Below are 23634 nucleotides of genomic sequence, written 5' to 3'. Positions count from 1 at the left end.
GTTCTACATGCCGTACAGCACGTACTTGAGCCCGCACCTGGACCGCGCGCCCACTCCTTGGAGTTCTTGCGCGCGCGGTCCAGGTGCGGGCTCAAGTACGTGCTGTACGGCATGTAGAACTTCGGCAGCTTCGTGGGGCCCACGTACTGGCGGGGCACGTGGCTCAGCGACCGGGAGCGGGGCCCCAGCCCCAGCCCGCCGGGCGTCAGCGGAATCCGCAGCGCGGAGGTACCCAGACCGGAGGGCACGGGGATGGACAGCGCCGGCCGCTCCTCCGAGTGCTGGTTCATGTAGCGGTTGGAGCGCATGTGCCACTCGTGGCCGCCGGACTGCCAGTCCTGCAAGCCGCGCAGGTACGTGAGCACCTGCGCCTGCTCCACCGGGTTGAGCCCGTACTCCGCGAACAGCCACGGCAGCTCCGTGGCGAACGTGGTCTCGAACTGCTGGAGCCGCGACGTCAGCAGGTCGTTGACCAGGTCCGCCGCGCGCTGGGTGTCGCAGTCGAGGAACTTCTCCACCACCAGCACGCCGTTGGAGAGCTCGCCCTCCTCCAGTTCGCGCTCGTAGGAGAACAGGTCGTTGCGCAGGTGCACCGCGTCCGAGAACGTGTCCTTGAAGACGCGCATCGGCCGGCTCCTGACGACGCGGTCCGGAATCTCCGCGGAGACGGCGTGCTCCACCAGGTCGGAAGACCAGGGCGCGCCGCCCACCTTGCGGCGCATCTCGATGTACTCGATGGGGTTGGAGATGCGCGCCTCGCTGATGTTCTCGATCTCCCACATCGATTCATCGAGCAGGTGCTTGGTGTTCTCGAAGAAGCGCTTGCGCCAATCCATGGACATGGACGGCACGGTGCGCTGCCACAGGTCCCAGAGCGCGCGCTCCACCGGGTTGACCGGCTCCGGCGGCGGGGACATGTCCAGCGGCATGAACAGCGGCAGACGGTCCAGGTAGGCCTGCCCACCCGCCACGTCGCGCGAGTACTTGAAGACCTCCAGGAAGTGGTCGTCGAAGTAGAAGACCCAGACGTACCAGTCCGTGATGAGGTCCAGCTCCGGGCCCGGCGCCTCCGGGTGCGTGTACGCACAGAGCAGCGCGTAGTCCATGCCGTCGAAGCGGCGCTCGGACCAGACCTCGCGGTCCGTGCCATCCCGCGGCGGCCCCAGGATGCCCATCTGGTAGGACCATGCCTTGGTGTGCGCGCGGGCCGCTTCCAGGTTCGGATTCAGGCGCGCCGGCCACGGCACGTAGAAATCCGGCAGCTGGAACGGTTGCTTCTGCTTCCCCTTGGACATCTCCACCCCTCGTTGGACCCCAGGGGCTTGTACTGTCGTCCAGTGGGCAGCACCACGGACAACAGTTTTAACAGGAAATATTGCTTAATCAGTTGAATAAGGTTTCACGGGGATGGCGGATGACCCACTCGGATCAGCGAATGAGAAGGAGAGAGTCTCCCGCGGGGAGCGCGGCCCTTCCCGGGGGCCTCCGCCTCCCCGCGTGACCCACGCGTGACCTTCTAGCGGCGCGTGGAACGGCGCGCGGAGCTCTTGCGAGCGGACGTCTTGCGCGTGGACGAGCCACGACCGGACGTCTTGCGCGCGGTGCGGCCAGCGGCGGCGCGACGGGCCGGGGCCTTGCGGGCGCCGCGCTTGGCGGTGGCCTTCTTCGCGGTACCGCGCTTCGCCGTGCCGCGCTTGCTGGTGGCCTTCTTCGCGGTGCGCTTGCCCGCGGCCTTCTTCGCGGTGGTGCGCTTGGAGGTCGCCTTCTTCGCGGCCCCCGTGCGGCGGGACGACGCCTTGCGGGCGCCCTTGCGCGCGCCGGAGGAGCGGCGGCGCGACGGCGTGGCCTCACCAACCGGCAGCATCGTGTTGGACGACGGGGTCTCGTTCGGGTCCTGCATGTTCGACTCGGCGTGCATCAACAACCTCCAGGGTGACGACCCTGCAAGGGTAAACGCAACCGCCAGAAGTGCACGCATGCCTCCCGCGCAGATGCACTCCACCTGACGAATACGCTCACGTGCGAGGCCGAGAATCCGGCCCCGGCGCGCACGACGCCACGCGGGCCGCTACGCCGCGCCCTTCAGGAACGCGGCCAGCTTCTCGTACGCCACGGCCAGCGGAGGGATGGGCGCGCTCTCGTGGAGCTGGTGCGCCTGCGCCGTCTCACCCGGTCCGAAGTTCACCGCGTCCACGCCCCACTCACCGAAGCGCGCCACGTCCGTCCACGCCTGCTTCGACGCGGCGGGCAGCCCCGTGAGCGACATCAACCGCTGGAACAGCGGGTTGCCCGCGGCCACCGGCCCGCTGGGGGACGCGTCCGTGAACTCCACCTCCGCGCGGCCCGCCACCAGCGCCAGCACGTCCTCCTTCGCTTGCGCCACGCTCTTGCCCGGCGCGAAGCGGTAGTTGAGGTTCAGCTCGAACGCCTCCGGCACCACGTTGCGCGCCCGGCCGCCCTTGGCCAGCGTGGCGCTGATGACTTCGTAGAAGGGGAAGCCCGCGACGTTCACCTCCACGCGCTCGCGGCCCAGCAGCTCCGTGAGCAGCGGCCCCGCCTTGTGGATGGCGTTCTCCCCCTGCCACGGCCGGGCGGAGTGCGCGCTGCGCCCCGTGAAGCGGACGGTCACCTGCATGCTGCCGACGCAGCCCACCTGCACCACGCCGTCCGTGGGCTCCATGGCGATGCCGAACTTCACGCGGGACAGGTCCGGCCGCTTTTCATACAGCGGGATGAGGCCGCTCTCCGCGTAGGCGCCCTCCTCGCGCTCGTACAGGAGGAAGGCCACGTTGACGGGCAGAGCGTCGCGCTTGAGGTCCTCCGCCAGCGCCATCATCACCGCGACGCCGCCCTTCATGTCGGACGCGCCCAGCCCGTGCACGCGCTCCCCTTCGATGCGCGGCGCGCGGCCCACATCCCCGGGGTGCATGGGCACCGTGTCCAGGTGGCCGATGAGCGCCACCGTGGGCCGGGGGTCCTCCAGCGAGCCCAACAGCAGCGTGTGCCCGACGCGGAAGACCTCCTCGCGGCGGAAGTGCTTCAGCGCCCAGCCTTCCACGTGGTCCGCGATGGGACCCTCGTGGCCAATGGGGCTTTCAATGCGGCACAGCTCGAGCGTCGTCTGGGCGAGTCGGGTGGCGAGGTCGGTGGAGGCCATGCGCGAAGCACCATACTCCCCGCCCGGGCCCGGGACATCGTCCCGTCAGGCGCCGTCGGACAGGTCCTCGAAGGACGTCACGCCATCCAACACCGTGACGCAGATGCACGCGGGGCCCTGCAGCGCGGTGAAGTCGTGCAGCGAGCCGTCCGTCTTCTCCAGCTCATCCCCCGGCCATACCTCGTGGCCGGAGTCCTCGCGGAAGCCGCCCTCCAGCACCAGGTTCCACTCGCGGCCCAGGTGCGCGTGACGCGGGTAGCGGGCGCCGGGCTGGAGGCGCACGACGGCGGCCATCATCCCCTCGCGCGCCGGGCCCGTCTCCACCGGCATCAGCTCCACACCCTCCACCGGGCCGGGCATCCAGTTGGAGGGCTCCGCCATGGACTCCATCAGCTCGCGGGCCCGCGCCTCCGCCAGGTCCAGGAACGCGGCGACCTTCCCGGCCTGGCGGGCGAAGCGGCCGGGCCCCTCCATCTGCTCCATCAGGCGCGTGAGCACCGAGGCGGGGGGCGCCACCGGCTCCACGAGCGCCCCCAGCGCATCCACGGCGGGCGTCAGCCGGGCCACCTCCGCCCGGCAGCGCGCACAGCCATCCAGGTGCCGGGCCGCGGCGTCGTGCCGGGCCGGCTCCAGGGCCCCGAGCAGCCACTCGGGGAGGATGTCGTCGAGGTGTTCCATGCTCTCCTGAAAACGACGCGGCCGTAACAAGTCGCGTAACAACACCTATACGCGACCCCGCCCGCGCCGGATTTGTCGCAGGCTCACACCGCGACGGCGAAGTCCCGCAGGGCGGCGTTGAGGCTGGTCTTCTGGTCGGTGGACGCCTTGCGCTGCCCGATGATGAGCGCGCACGGGACCATGAACTTCCCGGCGGGGAACTGCTTCTCCCGCATGCCCGGAATCACCACGCTGCGCGCCGGCACGCGGCCCTTGTGGATGACCTCCTGGGGCCCGGTGACGTCGATGATCTGCGTGGACGCGGTCAGCACCACGTTGGCGCCGAGCACCGCCTCCTCCTCCACCACCACGCCCTCCACCACGATGGAGCGGCTGCCCAGGAAGGCGCCGTCCTCGATGATGACCGGCGACGCGGTGGGCGGCTCGAGCACGCCGCCCAGCCCCACGCCGCCGGACAGGTGAACGTTGCGGCCCACCTGCGCGCAGGAGCCCACGGTGGCCCAGGTGTCCACCATGGTGCCCGCGCCCACCCGCGCGCCGATGTTCACGTACCCGGGCATCACCACCGCGCCCCGCTCCACGAAGGCGCCGTAGCGCACGGTGCCCGGCGGCACCACGCGCACGCCCGCCGCCTCCAGGCCCTTCTTCAGGGGCACCTTGTCGTAGAACTCGAAGGGGCCCACCTCCATCACCCGCATCTCCGACACGGCGAAGAACAGGAGGATGGCCTCCTTCACCCAGGCGTTGACCCGCCAGCCTTCCGGGCCCTTCTCCGCGACGCGCAACTCCCCGGTGTCCAGCCGCGCGAGCGTCTCGCGCACCGCCGCCACCGTGTCCGCGTCCTTCAATTTCGCCCGGTCCGCGAACGCCGCGGACACCCGCTGGGAGAGCTCTTCGAGGGATGTCGCCATGACGCCGAGTTGAATCACACTTCAGGTGTCCGCGCTCCTCCCCGGTGTCCACCGCCGGACGGCCTCACGCGTGCGACGGCTCGGGCCCCAGCACCAGGGGCAGGGTCTGTGTCGGGATTTCGCCGTGAAACATGGCATCCGCGTGAGTCAGCGGGCCCGTGCCCTCCTTCAAGATGACGGCGCCCTGGAGCACCCGGCCCACGGCGGACAGGGGGGCCTCCTTCCAGTGGCGATGGCGGACGAAGGGCGAGCGCCGGACGTAGAGATGCTCCTGGCCGATGAGGGCCACGTACCCCAGGAGCGTCCCATCCGCCGAGCGGACGCGCATGCCGCTGATGATGGAGCGCCGTTCGGACGGCGTGTCGTCGAAAGCCATCGGTCGTCTCCTCCTGTGCGTTGGAAAGGTGGGGACGGCCCGTGGGCGCCGCGAGCAGCCCGCCCCTTCGCCGGGCCCCTGCCCGCCCGGTCGCCCCAAGAGCGGAACAGGTCCACCGGCCGCACGGCCTGGAGCCCGTCCGGCCCCTCGTGTCCGGGTTTCCCGCACCTGGAAGACGCGCTCCCGTTAGCGTGCGCCCGCCATGACGACCCCCGTCTTCCCGCCGCTGCGCGCCGCCTATGAACCGGAGGCCTTCCGGACCACCGCCCACGCCCTGATGGATCAGCTCGCGGACTACCTGAAGGCCGCGCTCGCCGGGGGCACGATGCCGGTGCTGCCCTGGGCCCCGCCCGCGGTGAACCAGGAGCGCTTCGCCACGGCGTTCCCGGAGGAGCCGGCGCCGGAGGTGTCCCAGGCCTTCGCGTCACTGATGGCGCGCGTACTTGAGAGCTCGCACCACCTGCACCACCCGCGCTACGTGGGACATCAGGTGACGGCGCCCGTGCCGCTGGCCGCGCTGTGCGATGCCGTGTCGTCGCTGCTCAACAACGGCATGGCCGTGTACGAGATGGGCCCTGTCGCCACCGCGATGGAGCACCACGTGCTCGCGTGGATGGCGGCGAAGCTGGGCCTGCCTTCGAGCGCCCGGGGCGTGCTCACCTCCGGCGGCAGCGCGGGCAACCTCACCGCCCTGCTCGCCGCCCGTCAGGCGAAGGCCGGCTACGACGCGTGGAACGGCGGCGCGCACGCGGGCCCGCCCCTGACGGTGCTGGTCCCCCGCTCCGCCCACTACTGCCTGGCCCGCGCGGTCCGCATCATGGGCTGGGGCGAGGGCGGCCTCACCCCGGTGGACGTGGACGACCACTTCCGCGTGCGGCCGGACGCCCTGGAGGACGCGCTCGCCCGGGCCACCCGCGCGGGGAGGAAGGCCATCGCCGTGGTGGCCAGCGCGGGCTCCACCGCCACCGGCGCGTTCGACCCGCTGGAGCCCGTGGCGGACTTCGCACAAGCGCACGGCCTGTGGTTCCACGTGGACGGCGCGCACGGGGCCGCGGCGGCCCTGAGCCCGAAGTACCGCGCGCAGGTGAAGGGCATCGAGCGGGCGGACTCCGTGGTGTGGGACGCGCACAAGGGGCTGCTCATGCCCGCGCTGGTGACGGCCGTGCTCTTCCGCGACGGCGCGCGCTCCTTCGACGCCTTCTCCCAGGAGGCCCACTACCTCTTCCACGGCGACGGCGACGACGCGCGCCCCTACAGCGACGTGGGCCTGCGCACGCTGGAGTGCACCAAGGAGATGATGCCGCTCAAGGTCTACGCGTGCCTGTCCGTGCTGGGCACGCGCGTCTTCGAGGAGGCCGTCACCGCCTCCTACGACCAGGCCCGGCGCTTCGCGGGGATGCTCACCGCCGCCCCGGACTTCGAGCTGGCCCTGGAGCCCGACTGCAACATCGTCTGCTTCCGCCACACCCCCGCGCACGTGCCGCCGGAGGGCTGGGACGCGCTCCAGGTCCGCCTGCGTGAAGCGCTGGTCTCCCGTGGGAGTTTCTACCTGGTGCAGACGCGGCTGCCCCGGGGCGTGTACCTGCGCACCACGCTCATCCACCCGCTCACCGGGGACGCGGACCTGGAGTCCCTGCTGGACGCGCTCCGGAGCGCGGCCCGGCCCTGAATTTTGTGAGCAAGGGAGTCGCCCTGGCGGGGGAAATGCGATAGGGCGGGGCCGCCATGCTCGTCTCGCTCGTCATCCCCGTCTACAACGAGATTCCCACCCTGGCGGAAATCCTCCGGCGCTGCATCGCCGTGGACTTCCCCAAGGAGCTCGTCCTGGTGGACGACTGCTCGAAGGACGGCAGCCGCGAATTCCTGCGCCAGCTGTCCGAACAGGGCCTGGACATCCTGGGGGGCACGCCGCAGAACCGGAACGAAATCCGCGTGCTCTTCCAGGAGAACAACCAGGGCAAGGGGGCCGCGCTGCGCCGGGGCTTCGCCGAGGCCACGGGGGACATCATCCTCGTCCAGGACGCGGACCTGGAATACGACCCCCGGGACATCCCGCGGGTCATCCAGCCCATCCTCGACGGTGACGCGGACGTCGTCTTCGGCAGCCGCTTCATCGGGTCGCCGCGCCGGGTGCTGTACTACTGGCACACCGTCCTCAACAATTTGCTCACCATGCTCTCCAACATGACGAGCGGGCTGAACCTCACGGACATGGAGACCTGCTACAAGGCCTTCCGTGCGGAAGTGCTCCGCTCCGTGCACGTGGAGGAGGACCGGTTCGGCTTCGAGCCCGAAATCACCGCCAAGGTGGCGCGCGGCAACTGGCGCGTCTTCGAGGTGCCCATCAGCTACCACGGGCGCACCTACGAGGAGGGCAAGAAGATTGGCTGGAAGGACGGCGTGCGCGCCCTCTACGCCATCGGGAAGTACGCCCTGAAGCGCTGAAAGCCCGGACGTCCGCCCGGCCGCTGTCCGGGGGAGGATGCGGCACGGGTTCTTCAAGAAAAGCGCGCTCCGAATGGGGACAAGGGAACAGACGGGCGGGTGCGGTTGGTTGTCCAGCGAGCGGCACCCTGCGAGGGGTTCCGGCTTTTCTTCCTCCGTATCGCGGCGCGTAGTAGTTTCGACAACGCACTCCGTCTGAAGGGCGGGGAGTTTCGCGGCCCTTCCGAAAGTTTCCGTCCCCGTATGTTCGACTGGCTCCACACCCTGTTTTCGCGCGACCTCGCCATCGACCTGGGTACGGCGAACACGCTCATCTACATCCGCGGCCAGGGCATCGTGTCCAACGAGCCCTCCGTCGTGGCGGTGCAGCAGGACTCGCGCGGCGGCAAGAAGGTGCTCGCCGTGGGCAAGGAGGCCAAGGAGATGCTCGGCAGGACGCCGGGCAACATCGTGGCCATCCGGCCCATGAAGGACGGCGTCATCGCCGACTTCGAAATCACCGCCGCGATGCTGCGCTACTTCATCCAGAGCGCGCACAACCGCAAGACGCTGGTGAACCCGCGCATCATCATCGGCATCCCGTCCGGCATCACGGAGGTGGAGCGCCGCGCGGTGCGTGAGGCGGCCGCCAACGCGGGCGCGCGCGAGGTCTACCTCATCGAGCAGCCCATGGCCGCGGCGATTGGCGCGGGCCTGCCGGTGACGGAGCCCAGCGGCAACATGATTGTGGACATCGGCGGTGGCACGTCCGACGTCGCGGTCATCAGCCTCGCGGGCATCGTGTTCGCCAAGTCCGTGCGCATTGGCGGCGACAAGCTGGACGAGGCGATCATCCAGTACGTCAAGCGCAAGTACAACCTGCTCATCGGTGAGCGCACGGCGGAGCTCATCAAGATGGGCATCGGCACGGCGTACCCGACGGACGAGGTCATGACCATGGAGATCAAGGGTCGCGACCTGGTGGCCGGCGTGCCGCGCACGCTGACGGTGTCCAGCGACGAGGTGCGCGACGCGCTCGCGGAGCCCGTCAACGGCATCGTCGAAGCGGTGAAGCTGACGCTGGAGCGCACGCCGCCGGAGCTGGCCGGTGACATCGCCGACAGGGGCATCGTGCTGGCCGGTGGCGGCGCGCTGCTCAAGAACCTGGACACGCTGCTCCGTGAGGAGACGGGCCTGCCGGTGTTCCTCGCGGAGGACCCGCTGTCCGCCGTGGTGATTGGCGCGGGCAAGGCGCTGGAGTCGTTGGACATCCTCCGCCAGGTCTGCCAGCCGGGCTGAGGTTCCCCGCTCCCGCTGCACCGTGACGGCGCCGGACCCGGTTTCAGGGGTCGGCGCCGTTCGCGTTTCCGGCCGGCGTCGTGGCGGCGGCCCGGGGCAGCGGCAGTCGGGTGGGCGTGACGATGCGCGCCTCGCAGTTGGGGCGGCGGCCCTCCCGGTCGTCCTCCTGGCGGGCCATCTCCTCCACGACGGCGCCTCTCAGGAGCATCCCCGGCGGTGTTGGGCGCTCCACCTTCGTGTCCATGCAGGCGTCGAACGCGCGCCGCATCCAGGGGCCGGCGGCGCGGACCGCGAAGCCTCCCAGCGCGTCCACGCGAGCGAGGCCATCCAGGCGTTGGACGAAGACCGGGTAGCCCTCCTGCGAGTCGCGCCGGGCGTGGACCAGGGTGGCGGCGGCGCGCAGGCCCGGGGCCAGACGGATGAGCTCCGGTCCGGTGGCGCGCGAGGCGGACAGGACGTGGTTGCGCAGCGGTTCGCGCGCGAGCATCACCGGCAGCGACGCGTTGAAGAGGTTCTTCGCGCGCGCATCCCCCTCCCATGTGAGCTCCAGCGCGAGCAGCGCGGCGACCTCCGGGTCCAGGCGGGACAGCACGGCTTCGGACTCGCCCACGGCATCCTTCAGCGCGCGCTTCGGGTCCTGCAGCACGTCCCGGGTGAGGCGCAGCACGGCGCGGTCCACGGGCGACGTCACCGCCGCGACCTCCGCCGCCTTGGGGGTGCGCTGGCCGGTGAGCAGGTCCAACAGCGCCATCCGCTCCGGCTGTCGCGCCAGGGCGGGGGGAACCCAGTCGAGCATCACGTAGGACGTGTGCTCGGGCCCGGCGGCCGCGGCCGTGCGTCCGGCCAGCACCAGGAAGTCCCAGGTCCTGCGGCGCGTGTCCTCGGCGTAGCGGCGCACCCGCGTGGTGGCGGCGTCGCGCAGCTGCGCGCGCAGGAGGATGCGCACGTCCAGTTCCAGCGCCTCCAGGGTGTCCGGCGGGTGCTTCTCCTCGAGTGCCTTCAGCAGTCTCGCCGTCTCGGTGACGAAGTCCTGGCGCTCGCTGTCACTCCAGGGCCGCGAGTCCCCCAGCTCGAAGCGCCAGCGCGCATCCAGCCAGGCACGGACCACGTCGGGCGAGTCCGGGAAGCGCTTCGCCAACTCCTGATACGCGACGACGGCCTCCGCGGTGCCCAGGGACGGCGGGCTCGCGCGCTGGAGGTAGAGGGTGGCCAGCGGTGAGTCCGGGTGCTGCTGCGCGTGCTCCGTGTAGCGGGCGCGCGCCGCGTCTCCGTCTCCAATGAGGCGCAGCAGTGACAGCGCCAGCGCCTGCGCGCCCGGATCCTCCTGCCAGGTGTGCATCAACATCGCCGCGTGGCCGCGCGTGTTGCGCCAGCGCAGGGCGTCCGGGAGGTTCACCGGCGCCTGCGAGTCCAGGATGAGCAGGGCGCGCGCGGCCATCTCCCGCGCCAGGGCATTCCCTGGCTCCACCTGTGCGACGGAGGACGCCACGCGGCCCGCGGACTCCCAGCGTCCTGCTTCCGCGAAGGCGCGCGCGGCGGCCTCCCAGTTCGCGGCCTGGACGGAGAGTCGCTCGCCCGGCTGGAGCACCATGGCGCTCTCCGGCAGGGACCTGGAGCGTGGGCCCGAGTAGGTGGCCCCGTCATCCGGGACCGCCTCCAGCATCGCCGCGCCCTTCACGTTGTAGAGGATCCGCTCGCCGTCGGTCGGCAGCCACACGTCCTCGATGACGGGCTCGTGGCCGGGCCAGGTCGTCACCGCGCGGAGCAGGTCGTCTCCCAGCTTCACGCGCCCCTGCTCCTGCGTCCCGGGTGCCACCACCCAGTGCTCGCCGCCGATACGCACGTCCACGGGGCGCGACAGGCCATTGACGACCGTCACGGCGCGCATGCTGCGAGCCTCCAGCCACACCGCACCCAGCCCCGCCAGGCCGCAGAGCCCCAGCGCCATCCCGGCCAGGGCCACCGCGCGGCGGCGCGACCTGCCGCGCGAGGGCGGAACCTGTCCGATGACCTGAAGCGGCGCCTTGCCGTCCGCGCGCACGAGGTAGCCATCCAGGGGCCACACCGGAACGCCCAGCACCGTCACGGTGCGCTCGGCGACAAAGGGTGCGTTCGGGGCGGCGCCGCGCGGAGGCGAGCCCTTCCACCGGACACCCGTCCCCAGAACGGAGGACGCAGACGGCGAGCGAGCCGCGATGACGAAGGCGCCACGGTCTTCCACCAGCGCCGCCAGCAACTCCCGCGTGGGCCCGGGAGGCTCATGCTCCAGCCGGCGTGAGAGCACCGCGTGTACCGCCCACGCGTCACCCCGCGCGAGCGCCTCTGACAGCGCGGCATCCGGCAGGAGCTCCGCCAGGCGCGGCGCGCGCTCCAGCAAACCGCTGGGGTCCGTGACAGGGGCGAGGGACATGGCCCGCATTCAACCGGGTGCCGGCGGGGGGAAGGCAAGCCCCGGGCCCCAAATCCCGTCAGGACATGGCCCGAAGCCTCGCCGCGCAACGAACGCCATCGACCTCAAGAGGGCCACCCTCATCCATCGCCGCACCGGGCCCTCGGGCCAGAAGGCCGTCCCCACGGATGAGAACGTAAGAACCCTGCCGAGCCCCCCGGCGGCGGCGCGCTGCCAAAACCTGTCGGACTGTCGGACCGCTTTGGCCCCCATGGCTGGCCGGAGCCTCCATTCCATCCGAGCCGAGGGAACCTGTCGGACAGTCGGACAACTTTGGACAACCCCAACCAGGGCCCCCGGCACCCGAGCCGTGAAAACCTGTCCGACTGTCGGACAGCATTGGGCCGCCGTGGTTGGCAGGGAGCCTCCGCTATCCGAACTGCGGAAACCTGTCCGACTGTCGGACAGCTTTGGGCTTCCCCGTGCCGGGGGCGGCACTCCATCCGACCAGCGAAAACCTGTCCGACTGTCGGACAGCTTTGGGCCGCCGCGACCGAGACCTCCACCATCCGAGCCGCGGAAACCTGTCCGACTGTCCAACAAGTGTGGGACGCCGGGCTGGGAGCTGCCGCGCAATCCGAGCGCGGAAACCTGTCGGACAGTCGGACAGCTTCTTTGGGCCGCCGCGACCGAGGCCTCCACCATCCGAGCCGCGGAAACCTGTCCGACTGTCCAACAAGTGTGGGACGCCGGGATGGGAGCTGTCGCGCAATCCGAGCGCGGAAACCTGTCGGACAGTCGGACAGCTTCTTTGGGCCGCCGCGACTGAGACCTCCGCCCCCGAGCCGAGGAAACCTGTCGGACAGTCGGACAGGTTTGAAGGTCGTGGCTGGCCGGGGCCTCCGCCATCCGAGCCGAGGAAACCTGTCGGACAGTCGGACAGCTTTGGGCCACCGTGGCTGGCCGGGGCCTCTGCTCCGTCCCATCCGCAGAAACCTGTCCGACTGTCGGACAGGTTTGAAGGCCGTGGCTGGCTGAAGCCTCCGCTCCGCCCCACCCGCAGGAACCTGTCCGACTGTCGGACAGGTTCGGGGCAACCGCGGCCGGGGGAGCACCCCATCGGGCCAGCGGAGACTTGTTGGACCGGCTCGTGCAGTGCGCCACTGGCGGGGCGCGGCATGCCACTTGCCTTGAATCCCGTCAGGCCGTTGGCCGAAGCTCCCACGCCATGGGCGCCTTCGACCTCGTGATCATCTCCGTCATCGTCGCGCTCGGCCTGGGGCGCTTCCTCGTGATGCGCGACCAGCGCCGCGCGCCGCCTCCGGAGGCCGGGCCGCGCAAGCCGACGCCGCAGCGCATCGCCGGTCGCGTCCTGCTGGGGTACGCCTACGCGATGGCGCTGTTCCTGCTCGTCCGCTTCTTCCTCGGCCGGATGTGACGGACGCTGGCTGCTTCCCCCCATGAACGCATGGCTCGTGTCGGGGTGGTGTCCCTCGCGCTGGGGGCGTACCTGCGGCGCCGGGATGTACGCGGCCCCACGAAGGGCGTCATCAACCGGCACCGCCCGACGCCGCTGCACATCACCTACGGACCGCTGTTCGCGCATCCGTTCTGCGTGTTCTACATCGCCCTGCTCCAGGGCCCCTGAGCGCATGAGGCGCCCCGGGGCCCGAGGTCAGCCCGAGCTTCAGTGCTTGCCGTACTCCAGCTTCACGCCCTTGCGCTGCGCGTAGATGTACGCCTCCATCGCGCGCATCTTCGGGTCGCCGTCCGCCAGCGGCTTGCCGCGCACCGGGTTCTCGATGCACCAGTTGATCATGTCGCGCAGCAGCGCCACACGGCCCAGCTGCACCTGGTACTTCGGGTAGGTCTCCGGGTGGGTGTTGGCCGCGTCCGGATGGCACATGTCGCACGACACGCCCACCGTGCCGCCCAGCGCGTCCGCGTCGTGGAACACGCGGTGGCCGTCCTTCACGGCCGCCTGCACGGAGTCCGCCCACACCTGCTCGTCGCGCTCGGAGTACGCGCCGTAGGTGTGGCCCGTCTGGAGGTTGGCCTTCTGCTGCTGGGGCACCGCCTTCGCGCCCGTCTCCGCGCCCACGCCGCCCTGGCGCACGTCGTTGCCCGCGGGCTTCGAGCCGGGGTTGGGCTGGGGCGCGGGCGCCGGGGGCTTCTTCGTGGCCGGGGGCGAGGCCTGCGCCAGCACCGGGCCGGGCACGTCGTCCCAGTTCGCGTTCGGGTTCTTCTTGCGCCAGTCATCCATCAACTGCGCGGTGGCGGTGATGGCCTGGGCACGGGTGAGCTTCTGGCCGTCCTTCACGCCGGGCACTTCCATGGACGTCTCCCCGTCGCACAGGCCCAGCACCAGGTTGCCGTCCTTGGACGCGGGCAGCACGTGCTTGGGCAGGGCTTGCGCCTGGGGGGCGGCCTTCGACTCCGGGGACGTGGCGAGCGCCACACCGCCGGCGAAGGACAGGGCCGCGCACGGGACCACGAGCAGCTTCATTCGCAGGTTCATGGGAGGGAGTTCCTCTTCCGGTCCTAGTAGGTGGGCAGCTTGGGCTTGGGAGGCGCGGACTGCTTGCCACCGGAGCCCAGGTAGCTGGCGCGCACGGTGATGGGGTCGCGCTGCCAGAGGTTGTAGAGCTTGTCCACGAGCCCCGACTCCAGCACGTCCATGCGGCCGTTACCGCAGCCGTCGAACTGGCTGAACGGATCCGCGCGGTTCATGGGCACCGTGAGCGAGGGCAGGCCCTCCGGCGCGTACGGCCACGGCCACGCGGTGGACAGCATCCCGTGGAAGGAGATGTTGCCAATGCGGTTGCTGAGCAGTTGGTGCGTGTGGCCGTGGATGACGGTGACCTTCTCGTACGGCTTGAGGATGGCCTGCACCTCGTCCGCGTCGTCGGTCCAGAAGTTCCAGGGCTTGTAGTACTTGTAGAGCGGCGAATGGCTGAAGACGATGACGGGCGTCGTCTTCGCCACCTTGGCCAGGTCGTTCTGGAGCCACTGGCGCTGCTCGGCGCCGACCTCGAAGCGGGACTGGATGCCATTGTCCAGGCCGGCGACGATCTTCATGCGCTCCATGGGGGAGAGCTTCCGCTCCGTCCAGAAGTCCTTCTCCAGGATGGAGTTGAGCACCACGAAGTGCACGCCCTTGTGGTCGAAGGAGTAGTTGGGCGCGCCGAACAGGTCGCGCCACAGCTCGCCCATGTCCAGGAACCAGTCGTGCTCGCCCACCATCATCTTGATGGGGGCCTTCACGGACTTGAGGATTTGAGCGCCCAGCTTGAGCTCACCGGCCTGGCCCAGCTGCGCCAGGTCTCCGCCGAAGAGGACGAAGTCCGGCTGGGGGTCCAGCGCGTTCACGTCGTCCACGGCCTTGAGGATGGCGCGTACGAAGCGGTCGTTGAGCTTGTTCTCGTACAGGTGCGTGTCGGAGATGTACGCGAAGGAGAACTTGGGCTTCTCCCCCTGCGCCTCCGCCACGTTGACCAATTGGAAGCTGTTGGGCGTGAGCTTGCCCATGCCCGCGACGATGCCGGCGGAGATGCCGGCGACGCGCATGAAGGCGCGGCGGTCCAGCTTGCGCAGGCCCTCGAAGAAGGCGTCGCGTTCGGCGTAGTGCTTCGTCTCGATGCTCTGGAACTTGTTTGCCATGGCGCGCCTCCGTTACCGCTGCTTGGTGGTCGTCACCGGGGTGACGTCGCCGTAGATGCCCAGGTCCGCCGGGTTCTTCACCTTCAGATCCGGGTTCGGAGCCAGGTCGCCCAGGTTGCCCTTCTTGCCCATGGCGATGGCGGTGTCCCGCTCCGGCCGGGTGTTCTTCCGGGCGCGCTGCTTCGCCAGCTGCTCCTTGTTGAGCTTGTCGAACTTCGTGTCCGTGAGGGCGAAGAGGAACGCCACCAGGTCGTCGATTTCCGGCTCGGTGAGCCCCAGCCGCTGCATCCCACCGTCGAGGTAGGGATTGGCCACGCCGCCCTTGTTGTAGTGGTCCATCACGTCCCACAGCGTGGTGAGCGACCCGTCATGCATGTACGGGCCGGTGATGCCTACGTTGCGCAGGATGGGCGTCCTGAACGAGCCCACGTCGTTCTCCTGCTTGGTGACGAGGAAGCGGCCCAGCTCGGAAAACTCCGAGTTGAGCGCCAATTCGTCGATCTGCTTCTCGTCGCCGGTGCGCACCACCTGGACGCCCTTGCGCGCCAGGGTGACGAAGTCCTGCTTGTGCGCGGCGACGCCGATGTTGTGGAACTTCTGGTCGCTGAACAGCGGGGAGACGGCGTTGCCCGCGTGGCAGGAGTTGCAGCGCGCCTTGCCGTTGAAGAGCGCCCAGCCGTTCTTCTCCGACGCGGTGAGCGCCTTGGCGTCGCCCATGATGAACTTGTCGAAGCGCGCGTCGCCGGAGAACTGCATCCGTTCGAACGCGGCGATGGCGACGGCCAGGTCGTCGAAGTTGGGCTCGCGGCCGAACACCTTCTGGAAGTCGGTGACGTACTCGGGGATGCCTCGCACCTTCTTCACGACGGTGTCCGGATCCGGCATGCCCATCTCACGCGGGTTGAGGATGGGCAGCTTCGCCTGGTCCTCCAGCGTGGCCGCGCGGCCGTCCCAGAACTGGGTGGCGTTGAAGAGGGCGTTGAGCACGGTGGGGCTGTTGCGCGTCACCTTCTGCTGCTTGACGCCCTCGGACAGCGGCTTGCCGTCGGTGAAGCCCAGCTCCGGCTCGTGGCACGTCATGCAGGCCACGGTGTTGTCCACGGAGAGGCGCTTGTCCCGGAAGAGCTTCTCCCCCAGCGCCACCCGCTCCGGTGTGGGCTCGGAGCCCTTGGGCACCGCGAGCCGCCACAGCGTCGCGGAGACGCCCGGCGGCAGCTGTGGCGGTGTCGCGGTCGCCGGTGGTGAAGGGGGAGTTGCTGCCAGTCCCACGCCGGAGTTGAGCACCACGGCGAGCATCGTGACGACGCCCGAGGGCAGCCGCATGAACGCCTCCTACCCGTTCTCTGGAGCCGCGGCGGGACATCCGCCCGGGTCCGAGGCCGGTCCGCGCATTTCACGCAACCCGCGCGAAACGTTCAACGGTTGCTAGGTCGCCAGGGAGGGGGAAGTGTCTGGCATTGGAACGTCTGACGTCACCGGGCGCCAGCCGTGGGAGGAGAGCCACGTGTGGGCTTCATCTTTCCGTCCGTGCGCGACGAGGAAGTCCACGCGGGGTTGGCCGGGAGGCGGAGTCACGGAGCCTGCGTGAGCCGGCAGGTCAGGCGTCGGCCTCGCTCGCGATGGCGACGAGTGCTCCGACGAGGTTCTCCACCTCCCAGTCGATGGCGAACACCGCGGCCTGCACCCGCGTGGAGTCCGGGGCGTTGCCGGCGAGCAGTGCCCGGGCACGGCGGAGGGCTGCCGCGAGCCCGTGCGCTTCGAGCAGGTGCAGGGTCCCCGTGATGGCCTCGCACGCGCGCTCGTACTCGTCGCGGGCGCCCTGCTTGAGCGCCGCCGTGAGCGCCGGCCGGGCCTGCTCCAGCGCCTGGACGGAGGAGCGGGCCAGAGCCGCGCTCGCCTGTGAATCTCCCGCTGCCCACTGCTTGAGCTTCGTGAAGCTGAAGTCAGGCGCCAGGACCAGGGAGTCCGCGGCGGACACGGGGGCACGGGGGGCCGCTTCTGGCGGATGCACGGGCGCCTCTGGAGCCTCGCGGGAAGTGCACCGCGCCATCTTCCTGAACAGGACTCCCTCGTCGAAAGGCTTGCCGATGAAGTCCGTGAACCCCGAGGCCAGGACCTTGCTTTCCTGCCAGGCCCGCGTGGAGGCCGAGATGGCGATGATGGGAATCTGGCGGAGCCGTTCGTCCGGGAGCTGCCGGATGACCTTCAACGCGTCGTATCCATCCAGCACCGGCATGTGCAGGTCCATGAGGACGAGCTCGTAGCCGCCCTGGCGGAGGCGCTCCACCGCCTCGTGTCCGTTCCTGGCGGCGTCGAACGAAACTCCCCAGTGCTCGAACCAACGGGCGAGCACGTAGGTGTTGACCTCGTTGTCCTCCACCACGAGCACCTTCAGGCCCCGCAGGGCCTGCGGGGAGGACTCGCTGCTGGGAGCCGTGGCGGCGGCGGCGCCCCCCGCCACGGCCTTCAAGCGCAGGTCGAAGGAGAAGCGTGTTCCCCTTCCCACCTCGCTCTCCACGACCATCTTGCTGCCATGCAGCGCCACCAGCTTCCGGCTGATGGAGAGGCCCAGCCCCGTCCCGCCGTACTTCATCCCGATGTCGTAGTTCGCCTGGGTGTACTCCTCGAAGATGGCGGCAAGGCGGTCCGGTGGAATGCCGATTCCCGTATCACTCACCTGGAAGGCCAGGTCACACGCGTCGCCGTCCCGGGACCGGAGGACCACGCTGACCTTGACCCCACCCTTCTCCGTGAACTTGAGGGCGTTGCTCACGAGGTTCGTGAGGATCTGCCCGAGCTTGACCGGGTCCCCCAGGAGAGAGGCCGGGACCCGCTCGTCGGTCTCCATCTGGAGTTGCAGCCGCTTCTCCTCGGCCCGGGCGGCCTGGCCGTTCAGGATGTCGCCGAGCAGCTCCCGGAGAGAGAACTCGCGTTGCTCCAGCGAGAGCTTGCCCGCCTCGATCTTGCTCCAGTCCAGGATGTCGTTGACCAGCGCGAGCAGGTTGCCGGACGCGGAGCCGAGGATGCGCAGGTACTTCGACTGCTTGTCGGAGAGCGGCGTCATCCCCAGGAGCCGCGTGGCGGCGGTGATGGCGTTGAGGGGGTTGCGGACCTCATGGCTGAGGGTCGCGAGCAGCGCCGCCTTGGCCTGGGCCAGCTGTTCGGCCTTCCTACGGGCCATCAGCAGCTCGCGCTCATAGCGCTTGCGATCCGTCATGTTGAAGAGCGTCGTCCGGACGGACCGGGGTCTTCCGAGCGCGTCTCTCTTCTGCACGGAGTTGATCAGGGCAGGCAGCGGACGGCCGTCGGCACAGACGAGATCCAGCGAGAGCTCGTGGACGAAGCCCTGCATCTGGAGCAGGGGGGCGTAGTGGGTTTCGTGGAAGATGCGGCCCGCGACCGTGAGCAGCTCCCAGAATCGCTTGCCGCCGAGCAAGGCCTCCCTGGAATAGCCGGTCCAGGTCAGGAAGGTCTGGTTGACCTTGATGATGCGCCCCTCCGGGCTTGTGGAGAGGTAGCCACACGGAGCGTTCTCATAAAGCTCCTCCGCCGAGTCCTCGGAAGGCTCCTTCCCCTGCTCCGTGTCAGCGCTCCCTTGCATCGTCCCCTTTCAGTAGCCCAGGAAGGGCTTCATCGCAGCGACCGTTTCCTCGGGAGCGCTCAGGTTCGGGCAGTGTCCGGTCGCCTTGAGGTGGACCAGCTGGCCATGAGGCAGCTGCCGGTACACGTACTCGCCCACTGCTTCCGCCGCGATGACGTCGTTCGAGCACTGGAGCACGAGGGAAGGCGTCTTGACCTTCGGAAGGTCGGCCCTGTGGTCGGAAAGGAAGGTCACCTTCGCGAACTGCTTCGCGATGTCGGGATCCATGCGGCAGAAGCTGTTGGTGAGCTCCGTGCCAAGCTCGGGCCGGTCCGGGTTGCCCATGATGACGGGCGCCATCGTGCTGGACCAGCCCAGGTAGTTGTCGTCGAGCGACTCCAACAACTGCAGGATGTCCTCGCGCGAGAAGCCTCCGACATACTCGCCGTCGTTGATGTAGCAGGGCGAGGGACCAATGAGCACGAGCTTGTCGAAGCGCTCCGGCTCCTTGATGGCCGCCAGCACGCCAACCATCGCGCTCACTGAGTGACCGACGAAGACCGCCCGCTCGAGACGCAGCTCGCGGCAGATCTCCAGGACGTCATCGGCGTATCCCTCCAACGTTCCGTACCGGTTGCGGTCATAGGCCGCGAGGTCCGAGCCGCCAGCCCCCACGTGGTCGAAGAGTACGGTGCGGCAGTCCCGCTCGAACGCGGGCGCGACGAAACGCCACATGTTCTGGTCGCAGCCGAAGCCATGGGAGAACACCATGGCCTGCGCGCCCTCCCCCTTCACCTTCACGTTGTTCCTGGCGAGAACGCCCATGGGTTGCTCCGATGAAGAAAGAAGACTCCAGGACAGCCCTGGGCTCACGAGGGCGGACCGTCCACCCCAGGTAAGAGTGAAGGAGTCCCCACGCTCCGGATCAATTTCCTTCCTGAAAGAAGAGTCCACCCCTGACAGCATCCATCGCCGGGGCCAGGAGGCCTCAAGGCTCGGGGACGCGCAGGTCGCGTGAGCGCAGCAGCATGGCGGACGCCGTCGCCGGAGCGAGCACCGACGCGACGATGATGCTCCAGTCCCAAGGTCCCCGCGCCCGGGCGGCGTTGAAAGCCAACGCCTGCACCAATGTCAGACAGGCATCCGCGGTGGTGAGCCGCCCCAGCAGCGTGGCCAGCCCGTCGCGCCAGCGGCGCAGGAGCAGCAGCAGGCCCGCGATGAGCCCCACGTCGAACACCACCCAGCCGTGCTGCACCCACGGCGAGGGAAACCAGTGCGCGCTCATGGGCAGCGCGAGCAGCACCGTCCACGGCACCAGCAGCGCCGTCAGCGCACGCACGAAGAGGCGCGGCCGGCGCAGCAGCGTGACGAGCCCGAACTTCACCAGGCTTCCCCGCGCGAAGGCCCGGAGCGCGTCGTAGATGGCCCACTGCGCGGGTTCGTCCTTCGGGTGGGACAGATAGAGCGTCACCCACGCGTCGGGGCGGAACTTCGCCTTGAAGGAGCGCAGGCCCTCGAAGTCGAACAGCGGACGTCCCGCGCTGCGCGCGAACCGCAGCCACGGCCGCACCGGGCCCGCGAGCGGCGCCAGGCCCAGCGTCACGTACCTGCGCCCGTTCAACGCGGCGGCGCGCATCGCGGCGTCCACCAGCGTCTCCGCGGTGCCGTTGGGCGCGGTGGGTTCACGCAGCAGGTCCTGGAGGAACCAGCCGTCGCGCGCGTACACGGGCGTCACCGACAGGAAGCCCACCACGCGGCCCTCCACCTCCGCCACGAAGGCGCGGCGCTCGCGGGCGAAGGCTCCGGGAGCCAGCCCCACCAGGAAGCCCATCGTCGCCATGCGGCGCGACGCGAGCCAGTGCTCGGCCAGCACCTCCACCGCCGCTCGCAGCGGGTGGCCTTCCGTCTCCATCACCTCCGCGGGCACCTCGCGCACGCGCACGCCGTGGGAGCGCGCGCGGCGGAGCTGTTCGCGCAGGCTGCGGCTGCCCTTCACCACCGCTTCCCATTTCGTTGGGTCCCACACCGGCTGCTCGCCAATGGGCAGCTCCTCGAACGGCACGAGCCGCGAGAAGCGCGACTCGGTGGCGAAGAAGCTCACGCGCTTGCCCGCGCTCCGGGCCGCCTGGTGGAAGGCCTCCACCACGTCGTGCACGCGCTCATGCGATGCGATGGGACCGCCTCCCGCCACCCACGCGCCGCCCGTGTCCACGTAGGCGATGCACCCGTCCCCTTCCGGCGAGAACCAGTACTGGAAGCCCGGCTGCAGCACCTGGAAGGACGTCGCGTTCCAGCCGTGGTGCTTGAGCAGCGCCAGCACCCGCTCGCGCGGGTCGCCTGCGGGGTCCTGGTGGGGGTCGGCCATGGTGTTTGCGTTCAAACTACGTCCCACCGGGCAGCCCCGCCAGCCAAAGCCGCCCTAGGAGACAGGGCCCCTCCTGGAGGGACGGGCCGTGAGGAAGTTCGCGGGCGGGAGATCCAATCCGGCCGCTCCCACGCACTACAGGAGGACGTCCTTGACGGGGAAATCAGGGCCGGAAGCCGGGCCCCCACGGCACGGCCCTGCCATGGGCGCCCGGCTTGTAGTACCGCTCAGGAACCGTCGTCCTCCGCGTCGTCCCCGCCGCCATCCGCGGGAGCCCGGCCGAGCAGCCGGTCCACCTCCGCGTGCGCGCCTTCCGCCTGCGCCGCGCTGATGCGCTTGTAGAGCTTCAGCGCGTCCACCACGTGGTGCGCGTGCTTCCACAGCGCCCGGGAGCCACTGGACGGCGAGCGCTTGCGCGGAGACGGCAGCATCGCGGCGAGCACCGCACCCTGCGCCACGGAGAGCTGGGACGCGGACACGCCGAAGTGCTCCCGCGCGCCCGCCTCAATCCCATACACGCCGTTCCCCCACTCCACCACGTTGAGGTACAGCGTCAGGATGCGCTGCTTCGTCAGCGCTTCCTCCAGCCGGTGCGCCAGCACCAGCTCCTTCAGCTTGCGCGTCAGGCTGCGGTCCGTAGACAGCCAGAGGTTCTTCGCCAGCTGCTGCGTGAGCGTGGACGCCCCCCGCCCCAGCTCCCCCTTCTCCACCGCCTGCCCCACCGCGCGCGCCAGCTCCACCGTGTCCACGCCGTCGTGCAGGTAGAAGCTCGCGTCCTCGGAGATGAGCACCGCGTCCACCGCGGGCTTGGACACCGCGGACAACGGCACCCACTGCTGCCTCCGGCGCGGCTTGCGCCCGGCCTCGCGCGCCTCGTTTGCCCGCTGCTCGATGAGCGCCGTCGTCTTCGGGTTCTCCTTCGCCAGGGAACTCGCATCCGGCAGCCCGGCGAACGTGAGCGCCGCGGTCCCCAGGCCCAGCACCAACACGCCCACGAACACCCAGCGCGCCCAGCGCCTCCTTCGCGGCGGCGAGGGCTGCACCTCCGGCGGTGCCGGCGGGATGGGCCCGGCGGGTTCGGGGCTCGGGGACTCGGATGGACCTTCGACGGTGGACATCTTCCGGCCGTGTCTAGCGCCGTGCCGTCCGGGCGTCACCCTTCACGGTGAGCTTCGCGGAGGCCAGGCGCGTCTCGGGCGAACGCCAGCGCTCGTCCACCGACGCGAAGCCCGCCACCAGCTCACCCGCGAGGTAGCCGCGCGTCTTCTTCCCCTTGCGGCGCAGCCAGTCGTTGATGACTTGCCCCTTCGCGTCCTTGCGCGCCTCCGGCTGCGCGAGGTTGAAGCGCGAGCGCTTCACCAGTCCGCCGGACTTGTGCACGAACGTCACCGTGCCGTCCGTCCCCACCCGCTCCACGATGCCAATGTGCGTGAGGCCGTCGTTGATGAGGCCGTCGCGGTTGCGGTCGAACGTGTTCTTGAAGAACACCAGCGCGCCCGGCTTCGGCGTCTCCGTCAGCATCCCCAGCGCGCGCGCCTTGCGGTGGATGGCCGTGACGCCGTTCTCCTCTGGCAGCACGTCGTCCGGCAGCAAATCCAACCGCCGCTGCTGGAACGCCAACCGCGTCATGCCCGAACAGTCGTCGCTCACCGTCGAGCTCATCTTCGCCAGCGTCGTCATCCCCACCCAGGACTTCGCCCGCCACAGCGCCCGGTCCGACAACTCGACCACCGGCCGGGCCTTCTTCGTCGCCGTGACCTTGTTCGCTGCCTGAGCCGCCCCGCCCCACACCAGCGCGCTCACCAACGCGCCCACCCACACGCCTCGTCCCATGCGCACGCGACAGAGCAACCGCCGTGCCCGGTCTTCGCGGCGTTGCGCATGTCCATCTCACGACGAAGCGCGCGCACCCGTCGGCATGCGCTGGGCAAGGAAGTTCCCACCCATGGCAACCGCGCGCCCTGAATCCCTCAGGGCACGACGGCGGGCGGGATTGCCGGCTCGGAGCCCCGGTTCCCATTCGAGGATTCCTGCCCGGCACTCGACGGGACGTTGTTCCACAGGGTGCCGCCCCTCACCCGCAGCCGGCCCGTGTCGTTCAACTGCATGAGGTGCGAGTCGTGGACGGTGCCCCCCCGAACGCGGCCCGGGTCGGCAGGCACGGCGCCCATGGGCGGAGGGGACGTCTCACCTTCAAAGGTCTGCGCCGGCGCGCAGCCCCTGCTCGCGCATCCGGGGCTGAAGGAGTCGCCGGGCGGGCTCGGGAAGCGGGTCCGCTCGGGGGCCCAGGTCCGCGCGGGCCTGGGCTGTATCAGCCTCGGAGGGTTGGGAGCCGGAAACTCCAGGGGCGGAGGGCTCTTCTCCCGGGCCTCCAGCGAGACCATCAGCGGCAGCGCCAGCCCCAGCACCGCGAACTGCCCCACGGCGCCGGGCATCCGCGAACCGGGCGCGGACAATACCTGCGTGCGCAGGCTCGACAGGATGAACGCACCGCCAATGGCCGTGCACAGCGCGAGCGCCCCCCACGTCATGGCCTGCGCCGTGATGACAATGGAGGACAGGCGCCAGGTCGCGCCCACGTCCACCGCCGCCCTCCAGGCGTGGTCCTTCCAGTCCGCCGCCGGCCCGGCCATGCCGTAGCCCACCGCGCACGCCGCCACCCAAACGGCGGCGCCATGCACCTCGCGCCGGAGGAGCCACCCCTGCGTGAGGCCCACCGCCACCCCCATCCCGATGGACGCCGTCCCGGGCGACAGCCCCAGCGCCACGGCCAGGGCCCGCGAGCCCACCAGGCC

Annotated in this window: 20 protein-coding genes and 1 pseudogene; 5 read left to right on the top strand and 16 right to left on the bottom strand. The window is 69.9% G+C overall.

Annotation, left to right across the window (positions count from 1 at the left end; genetic code table 11):
* The 6 genes and pseudogenes from D7Y21_RS29660 to D7Y21_RS29635 form a co-directional block, all read right to left on the bottom strand.
* Positions 1-1295, bottom strand: a pseudogene (locus tag D7Y21_RS29660) (germacradienol/geosmin synthase); the annotation flags it as partial.
* A 221-nt stretch (positions 1296-1516) separates the two neighbouring features.
* Positions 1517-1918 carry a cell envelope biogenesis protein TolA gene (locus D7Y21_RS29655; protein WP_121717147.1) on the bottom strand — a complete coding sequence of 134 codons (402 nt, stop codon included), beginning with the start codon at positions 1916-1918 and terminating at the stop codon, positions 1517-1519.
* Positions 1919-2068: 150 nt separating this feature from the next.
* Positions 2069-3157 carry a succinyl-diaminopimelate desuccinylase gene (gene dapE / locus D7Y21_RS29650; protein ID WP_120561020.1) on the bottom strand — a complete coding sequence of 363 codons (1089 nt, stop codon included), beginning with the start codon at positions 3155-3157 and terminating at the stop codon, positions 2069-2071.
* Between the two features lie 45 nt (positions 3158-3202).
* Positions 3203-3835: a cupin domain-containing protein gene (locus D7Y21_RS29645; protein WP_121717145.1), complete on the bottom strand. Its 633-nt coding sequence runs from the start codon at positions 3833-3835 to the stop codon at positions 3203-3205.
* Between the two features lie 83 nt (positions 3836-3918).
* On the bottom strand, positions 3919-4746 hold the full coding sequence (locus tag D7Y21_RS29640) for a 2,3,4,5-tetrahydropyridine-2,6-dicarboxylate N-succinyltransferase (protein ID WP_120561018.1): 828 nt from the start codon (positions 4744-4746) through the stop codon (positions 3919-3921).
* 64 nt (positions 4747-4810) lie between these two features.
* Complete coding sequence (locus D7Y21_RS29635; RefSeq protein WP_120561017.1) at positions 4811-5122, bottom strand: hypothetical protein; 312 nt, start codon at positions 5120-5122, stop codon at positions 4811-4813.
* A 202-nt stretch (positions 5123-5324) separates the two neighbouring features.
* On the opposite strand from D7Y21_RS29635, the gene D7Y21_RS29630 reads away from it, so the two are divergent.
* From D7Y21_RS29630 to D7Y21_RS29620, 3 genes are all read left to right on the top strand, one after another.
* On the top strand, positions 5325-6791 hold the full coding sequence (locus D7Y21_RS29630; protein WP_121717143.1) for an aminotransferase class I/II-fold pyridoxal phosphate-dependent enzyme: 1467 nt from the start codon (positions 5325-5327) through the stop codon (positions 6789-6791).
* A gap of 56 nt (positions 6792-6847) precedes the next feature.
* Positions 6848-7567, top strand: coding sequence for a glycosyltransferase family 2 protein (locus D7Y21_RS29625; RefSeq protein ID WP_120561015.1), 720 nt, complete (start codon positions 6848-6850; stop codon positions 7565-7567).
* A gap of 243 nt (positions 7568-7810) precedes the next feature.
* Positions 7811-8845 (top strand): rod shape-determining protein, encoded by a 1035-nt coding sequence (locus D7Y21_RS29620; RefSeq protein WP_014400170.1) that lies wholly within the window; start codon positions 7811-7813, stop codon positions 8843-8845.
* A gap of 43 nt (positions 8846-8888) precedes the next feature.
* Here the strand turns inward: D7Y21_RS29620 and D7Y21_RS29615 are convergent, their stop codons facing one another.
* Positions 8889-11255, bottom strand: coding sequence for a hypothetical protein (locus tag D7Y21_RS29615; RefSeq protein ID WP_121717141.1), 2367 nt, complete (start codon positions 11253-11255; stop codon positions 8889-8891).
* A gap of 1207 nt (positions 11256-12462) precedes the next feature.
* Between D7Y21_RS29615 and D7Y21_RS29605 the strand changes: the two genes are divergently transcribed.
* Both D7Y21_RS29605 and D7Y21_RS41570 read left to right on the top strand, forming a co-directional pair.
* A complete protein-coding gene (locus D7Y21_RS29605; protein WP_120561013.1) occupies positions 12463-12672 on the top strand; it encodes a hypothetical protein in 210 nt (69 codons plus the stop codon).
* Positions 12673-12702: 30 nt separating this feature from the next.
* Positions 12703-12882: a hypothetical protein gene (locus D7Y21_RS41570; protein WP_147469409.1), complete on the top strand. Its 180-nt coding sequence runs from the start codon at positions 12703-12705 to the stop codon at positions 12880-12882.
* A 39-nt stretch (positions 12883-12921) separates the two neighbouring features.
* Here D7Y21_RS41570 and D7Y21_RS42335 read toward each other — a convergent pair whose 3' ends face one another.
* The 9 genes from D7Y21_RS42335 to D7Y21_RS41980 form a co-directional block, all read right to left on the bottom strand.
* Entirely contained in the window at positions 12922-13752 is an 831-nt protein-coding gene (locus D7Y21_RS42335; protein WP_199724143.1) for a c-type cytochrome, read from the bottom strand.
* Positions 13753-13775: 23 nt separating this feature from the next.
* Positions 13776-14894: a metallophosphoesterase gene (locus D7Y21_RS29595; protein WP_014400174.1), complete on the bottom strand. Its 1119-nt coding sequence runs from the start codon at positions 14892-14894 to the stop codon at positions 13776-13778.
* Between the two features lie 12 nt (positions 14895-14906).
* Positions 14907-16217, bottom strand: a complete 1311-nt coding sequence (locus tag D7Y21_RS29590) for a cytochrome-c peroxidase (protein WP_121717137.1) — start codon at positions 16215-16217, stop codon at positions 14907-14909.
* 274 nt (positions 16218-16491) lie between these two features.
* Positions 16492-18495, bottom strand: a complete 2004-nt coding sequence (locus D7Y21_RS29585; RefSeq protein ID WP_121717135.1) for an ATP-binding protein — start codon at positions 18493-18495, stop codon at positions 16492-16494.
* Positions 18496-18504: 9 nt separating this feature from the next.
* Complete coding sequence (locus D7Y21_RS29580; RefSeq protein ID WP_120561010.1) at positions 18505-19299, bottom strand: alpha/beta fold hydrolase; 795 nt, start codon at positions 19297-19299, stop codon at positions 18505-18507.
* 163 nt (positions 19300-19462) lie between these two features.
* Entirely contained in the window at positions 19463-20839 is a 1377-nt protein-coding gene (locus tag D7Y21_RS29575; protein WP_199735508.1) for a bifunctional lysylphosphatidylglycerol flippase/synthetase MprF, read from the bottom strand.
* A 227-nt stretch (positions 20840-21066) separates the two neighbouring features.
* Positions 21067-21957: a biosynthetic peptidoglycan transglycosylase gene (locus tag D7Y21_RS29570; RefSeq protein WP_121717131.1), complete on the bottom strand. Its 891-nt coding sequence runs from the start codon at positions 21955-21957 to the stop codon at positions 21067-21069.
* Positions 21958-21970: 13 nt separating this feature from the next.
* A complete protein-coding gene (locus D7Y21_RS29565; protein ID WP_147443062.1) occupies positions 21971-22678 on the bottom strand; it encodes a CHAP domain-containing protein in 708 nt (235 codons plus the stop codon).
* A gap of 131 nt (positions 22679-22809) precedes the next feature.
* The coding region (locus D7Y21_RS41980; RefSeq protein WP_199735507.1) for a hypothetical protein at positions 22810-23634 on the bottom strand (825 nt) is incomplete at its 5' end.

It is taken from the genome of Corallococcus sp. AB045, assembly GCF_003668895.1.
Classification (GTDB): Bacteria; Myxococcota; Myxococcia; order Myxococcales; family Myxococcaceae; genus Corallococcus; species Corallococcus coralloides.
This window is presented reverse-complemented; position numbering and strand designations above follow the sequence as displayed.

Excerpts from the sequence above, each read along its gene's own strand:
- D7Y21_RS29605 (WP_120561013.1), top strand. The coding sequence starts at position 12,463 with ATGGGCGCCTTCGACCTCGTGATCATCTCCGTCATCGTCGCGCTCGGC.
- D7Y21_RS29615 (WP_121717141.1), bottom strand. The coding sequence starts at position 11,255 with ATGTCCCTCGCCCCTGTCACGGACCCCAGCGGTTTGCTGGAGCGCGCG.
- D7Y21_RS41570 (WP_147469409.1), top strand. The coding sequence starts at position 12,703 with ATGGCTCGTGTCGGGGTGGTGTCCCTCGCGCTGGGGGCGTACCTGCGG.
- D7Y21_RS29570 (WP_121717131.1), bottom strand. The coding sequence starts at position 21,957 with ATGTCCACCGTCGAAGGTCCATCCGAGTCCCCGAGCCCCGAACCCGCC.
- D7Y21_RS29575 (WP_199735508.1), bottom strand. The coding sequence starts at position 20,839 with ATGGCCGACCCCCACCAGGACCCCGCAGGCGACCCGCGCGAGCGGGTG.
- D7Y21_RS29625 (WP_120561015.1), top strand. The coding sequence starts at position 6,848 with ATGCTCGTCTCGCTCGTCATCCCCGTCTACAACGAGATTCCCACCCTG.
- D7Y21_RS29590 (WP_121717137.1), bottom strand. The coding sequence starts at position 16,217 with ATGCGGCTGCCCTCGGGCGTCGTCACGATGCTCGCCGTGGTGCTCAAC.
- D7Y21_RS29640 (WP_120561018.1), bottom strand. The coding sequence starts at position 4,746 with ATGGCGACATCCCTCGAAGAGCTCTCCCAGCGGGTGTCCGCGGCGTTC.
- D7Y21_RS29595 (WP_014400174.1), bottom strand. The coding sequence starts at position 14,894 with ATGGCAAACAAGTTCCAGAGCATCGAGACGAAGCACTACGCCGAACGC.
- D7Y21_RS29630 (WP_121717143.1), top strand. The coding sequence starts at position 5,325 with ATGACGACCCCCGTCTTCCCGCCGCTGCGCGCCGCCTATGAACCGGAG.
- dapE (WP_120561020.1), bottom strand. The coding sequence starts at position 3,157 with ATGGCCTCCACCGACCTCGCCACCCGACTCGCCCAGACGACGCTCGAG.
- D7Y21_RS29645 (WP_121717145.1), bottom strand. The coding sequence starts at position 3,835 with ATGGAACACCTCGACGACATCCTCCCCGAGTGGCTGCTCGGGGCCCTG.
- D7Y21_RS29620 (WP_014400170.1), top strand. The coding sequence starts at position 7,811 with ATGTTCGACTGGCTCCACACCCTGTTTTCGCGCGACCTCGCCATCGAC.
- D7Y21_RS29635 (WP_120561017.1), bottom strand. The coding sequence starts at position 5,122 with ATGGCTTTCGACGACACGCCGTCCGAACGGCGCTCCATCATCAGCGGC.
- D7Y21_RS42335 (WP_199724143.1), bottom strand. The coding sequence starts at position 13,752 with ATGAACCTGCGAATGAAGCTGCTCGTGGTCCCGTGCGCGGCCCTGTCC.
- D7Y21_RS29580 (WP_120561010.1), bottom strand. The coding sequence starts at position 19,299 with ATGGGCGTTCTCGCCAGGAACAACGTGAAGGTGAAGGGGGAGGGCGCG.
- D7Y21_RS29655 (WP_121717147.1), bottom strand. The coding sequence starts at position 1,918 with ATGCACGCCGAGTCGAACATGCAGGACCCGAACGAGACCCCGTCGTCC.
- D7Y21_RS29585 (WP_121717135.1), bottom strand. The coding sequence starts at position 18,495 with ATGCAAGGGAGCGCTGACACGGAGCAGGGGAAGGAGCCTTCCGAGGAC.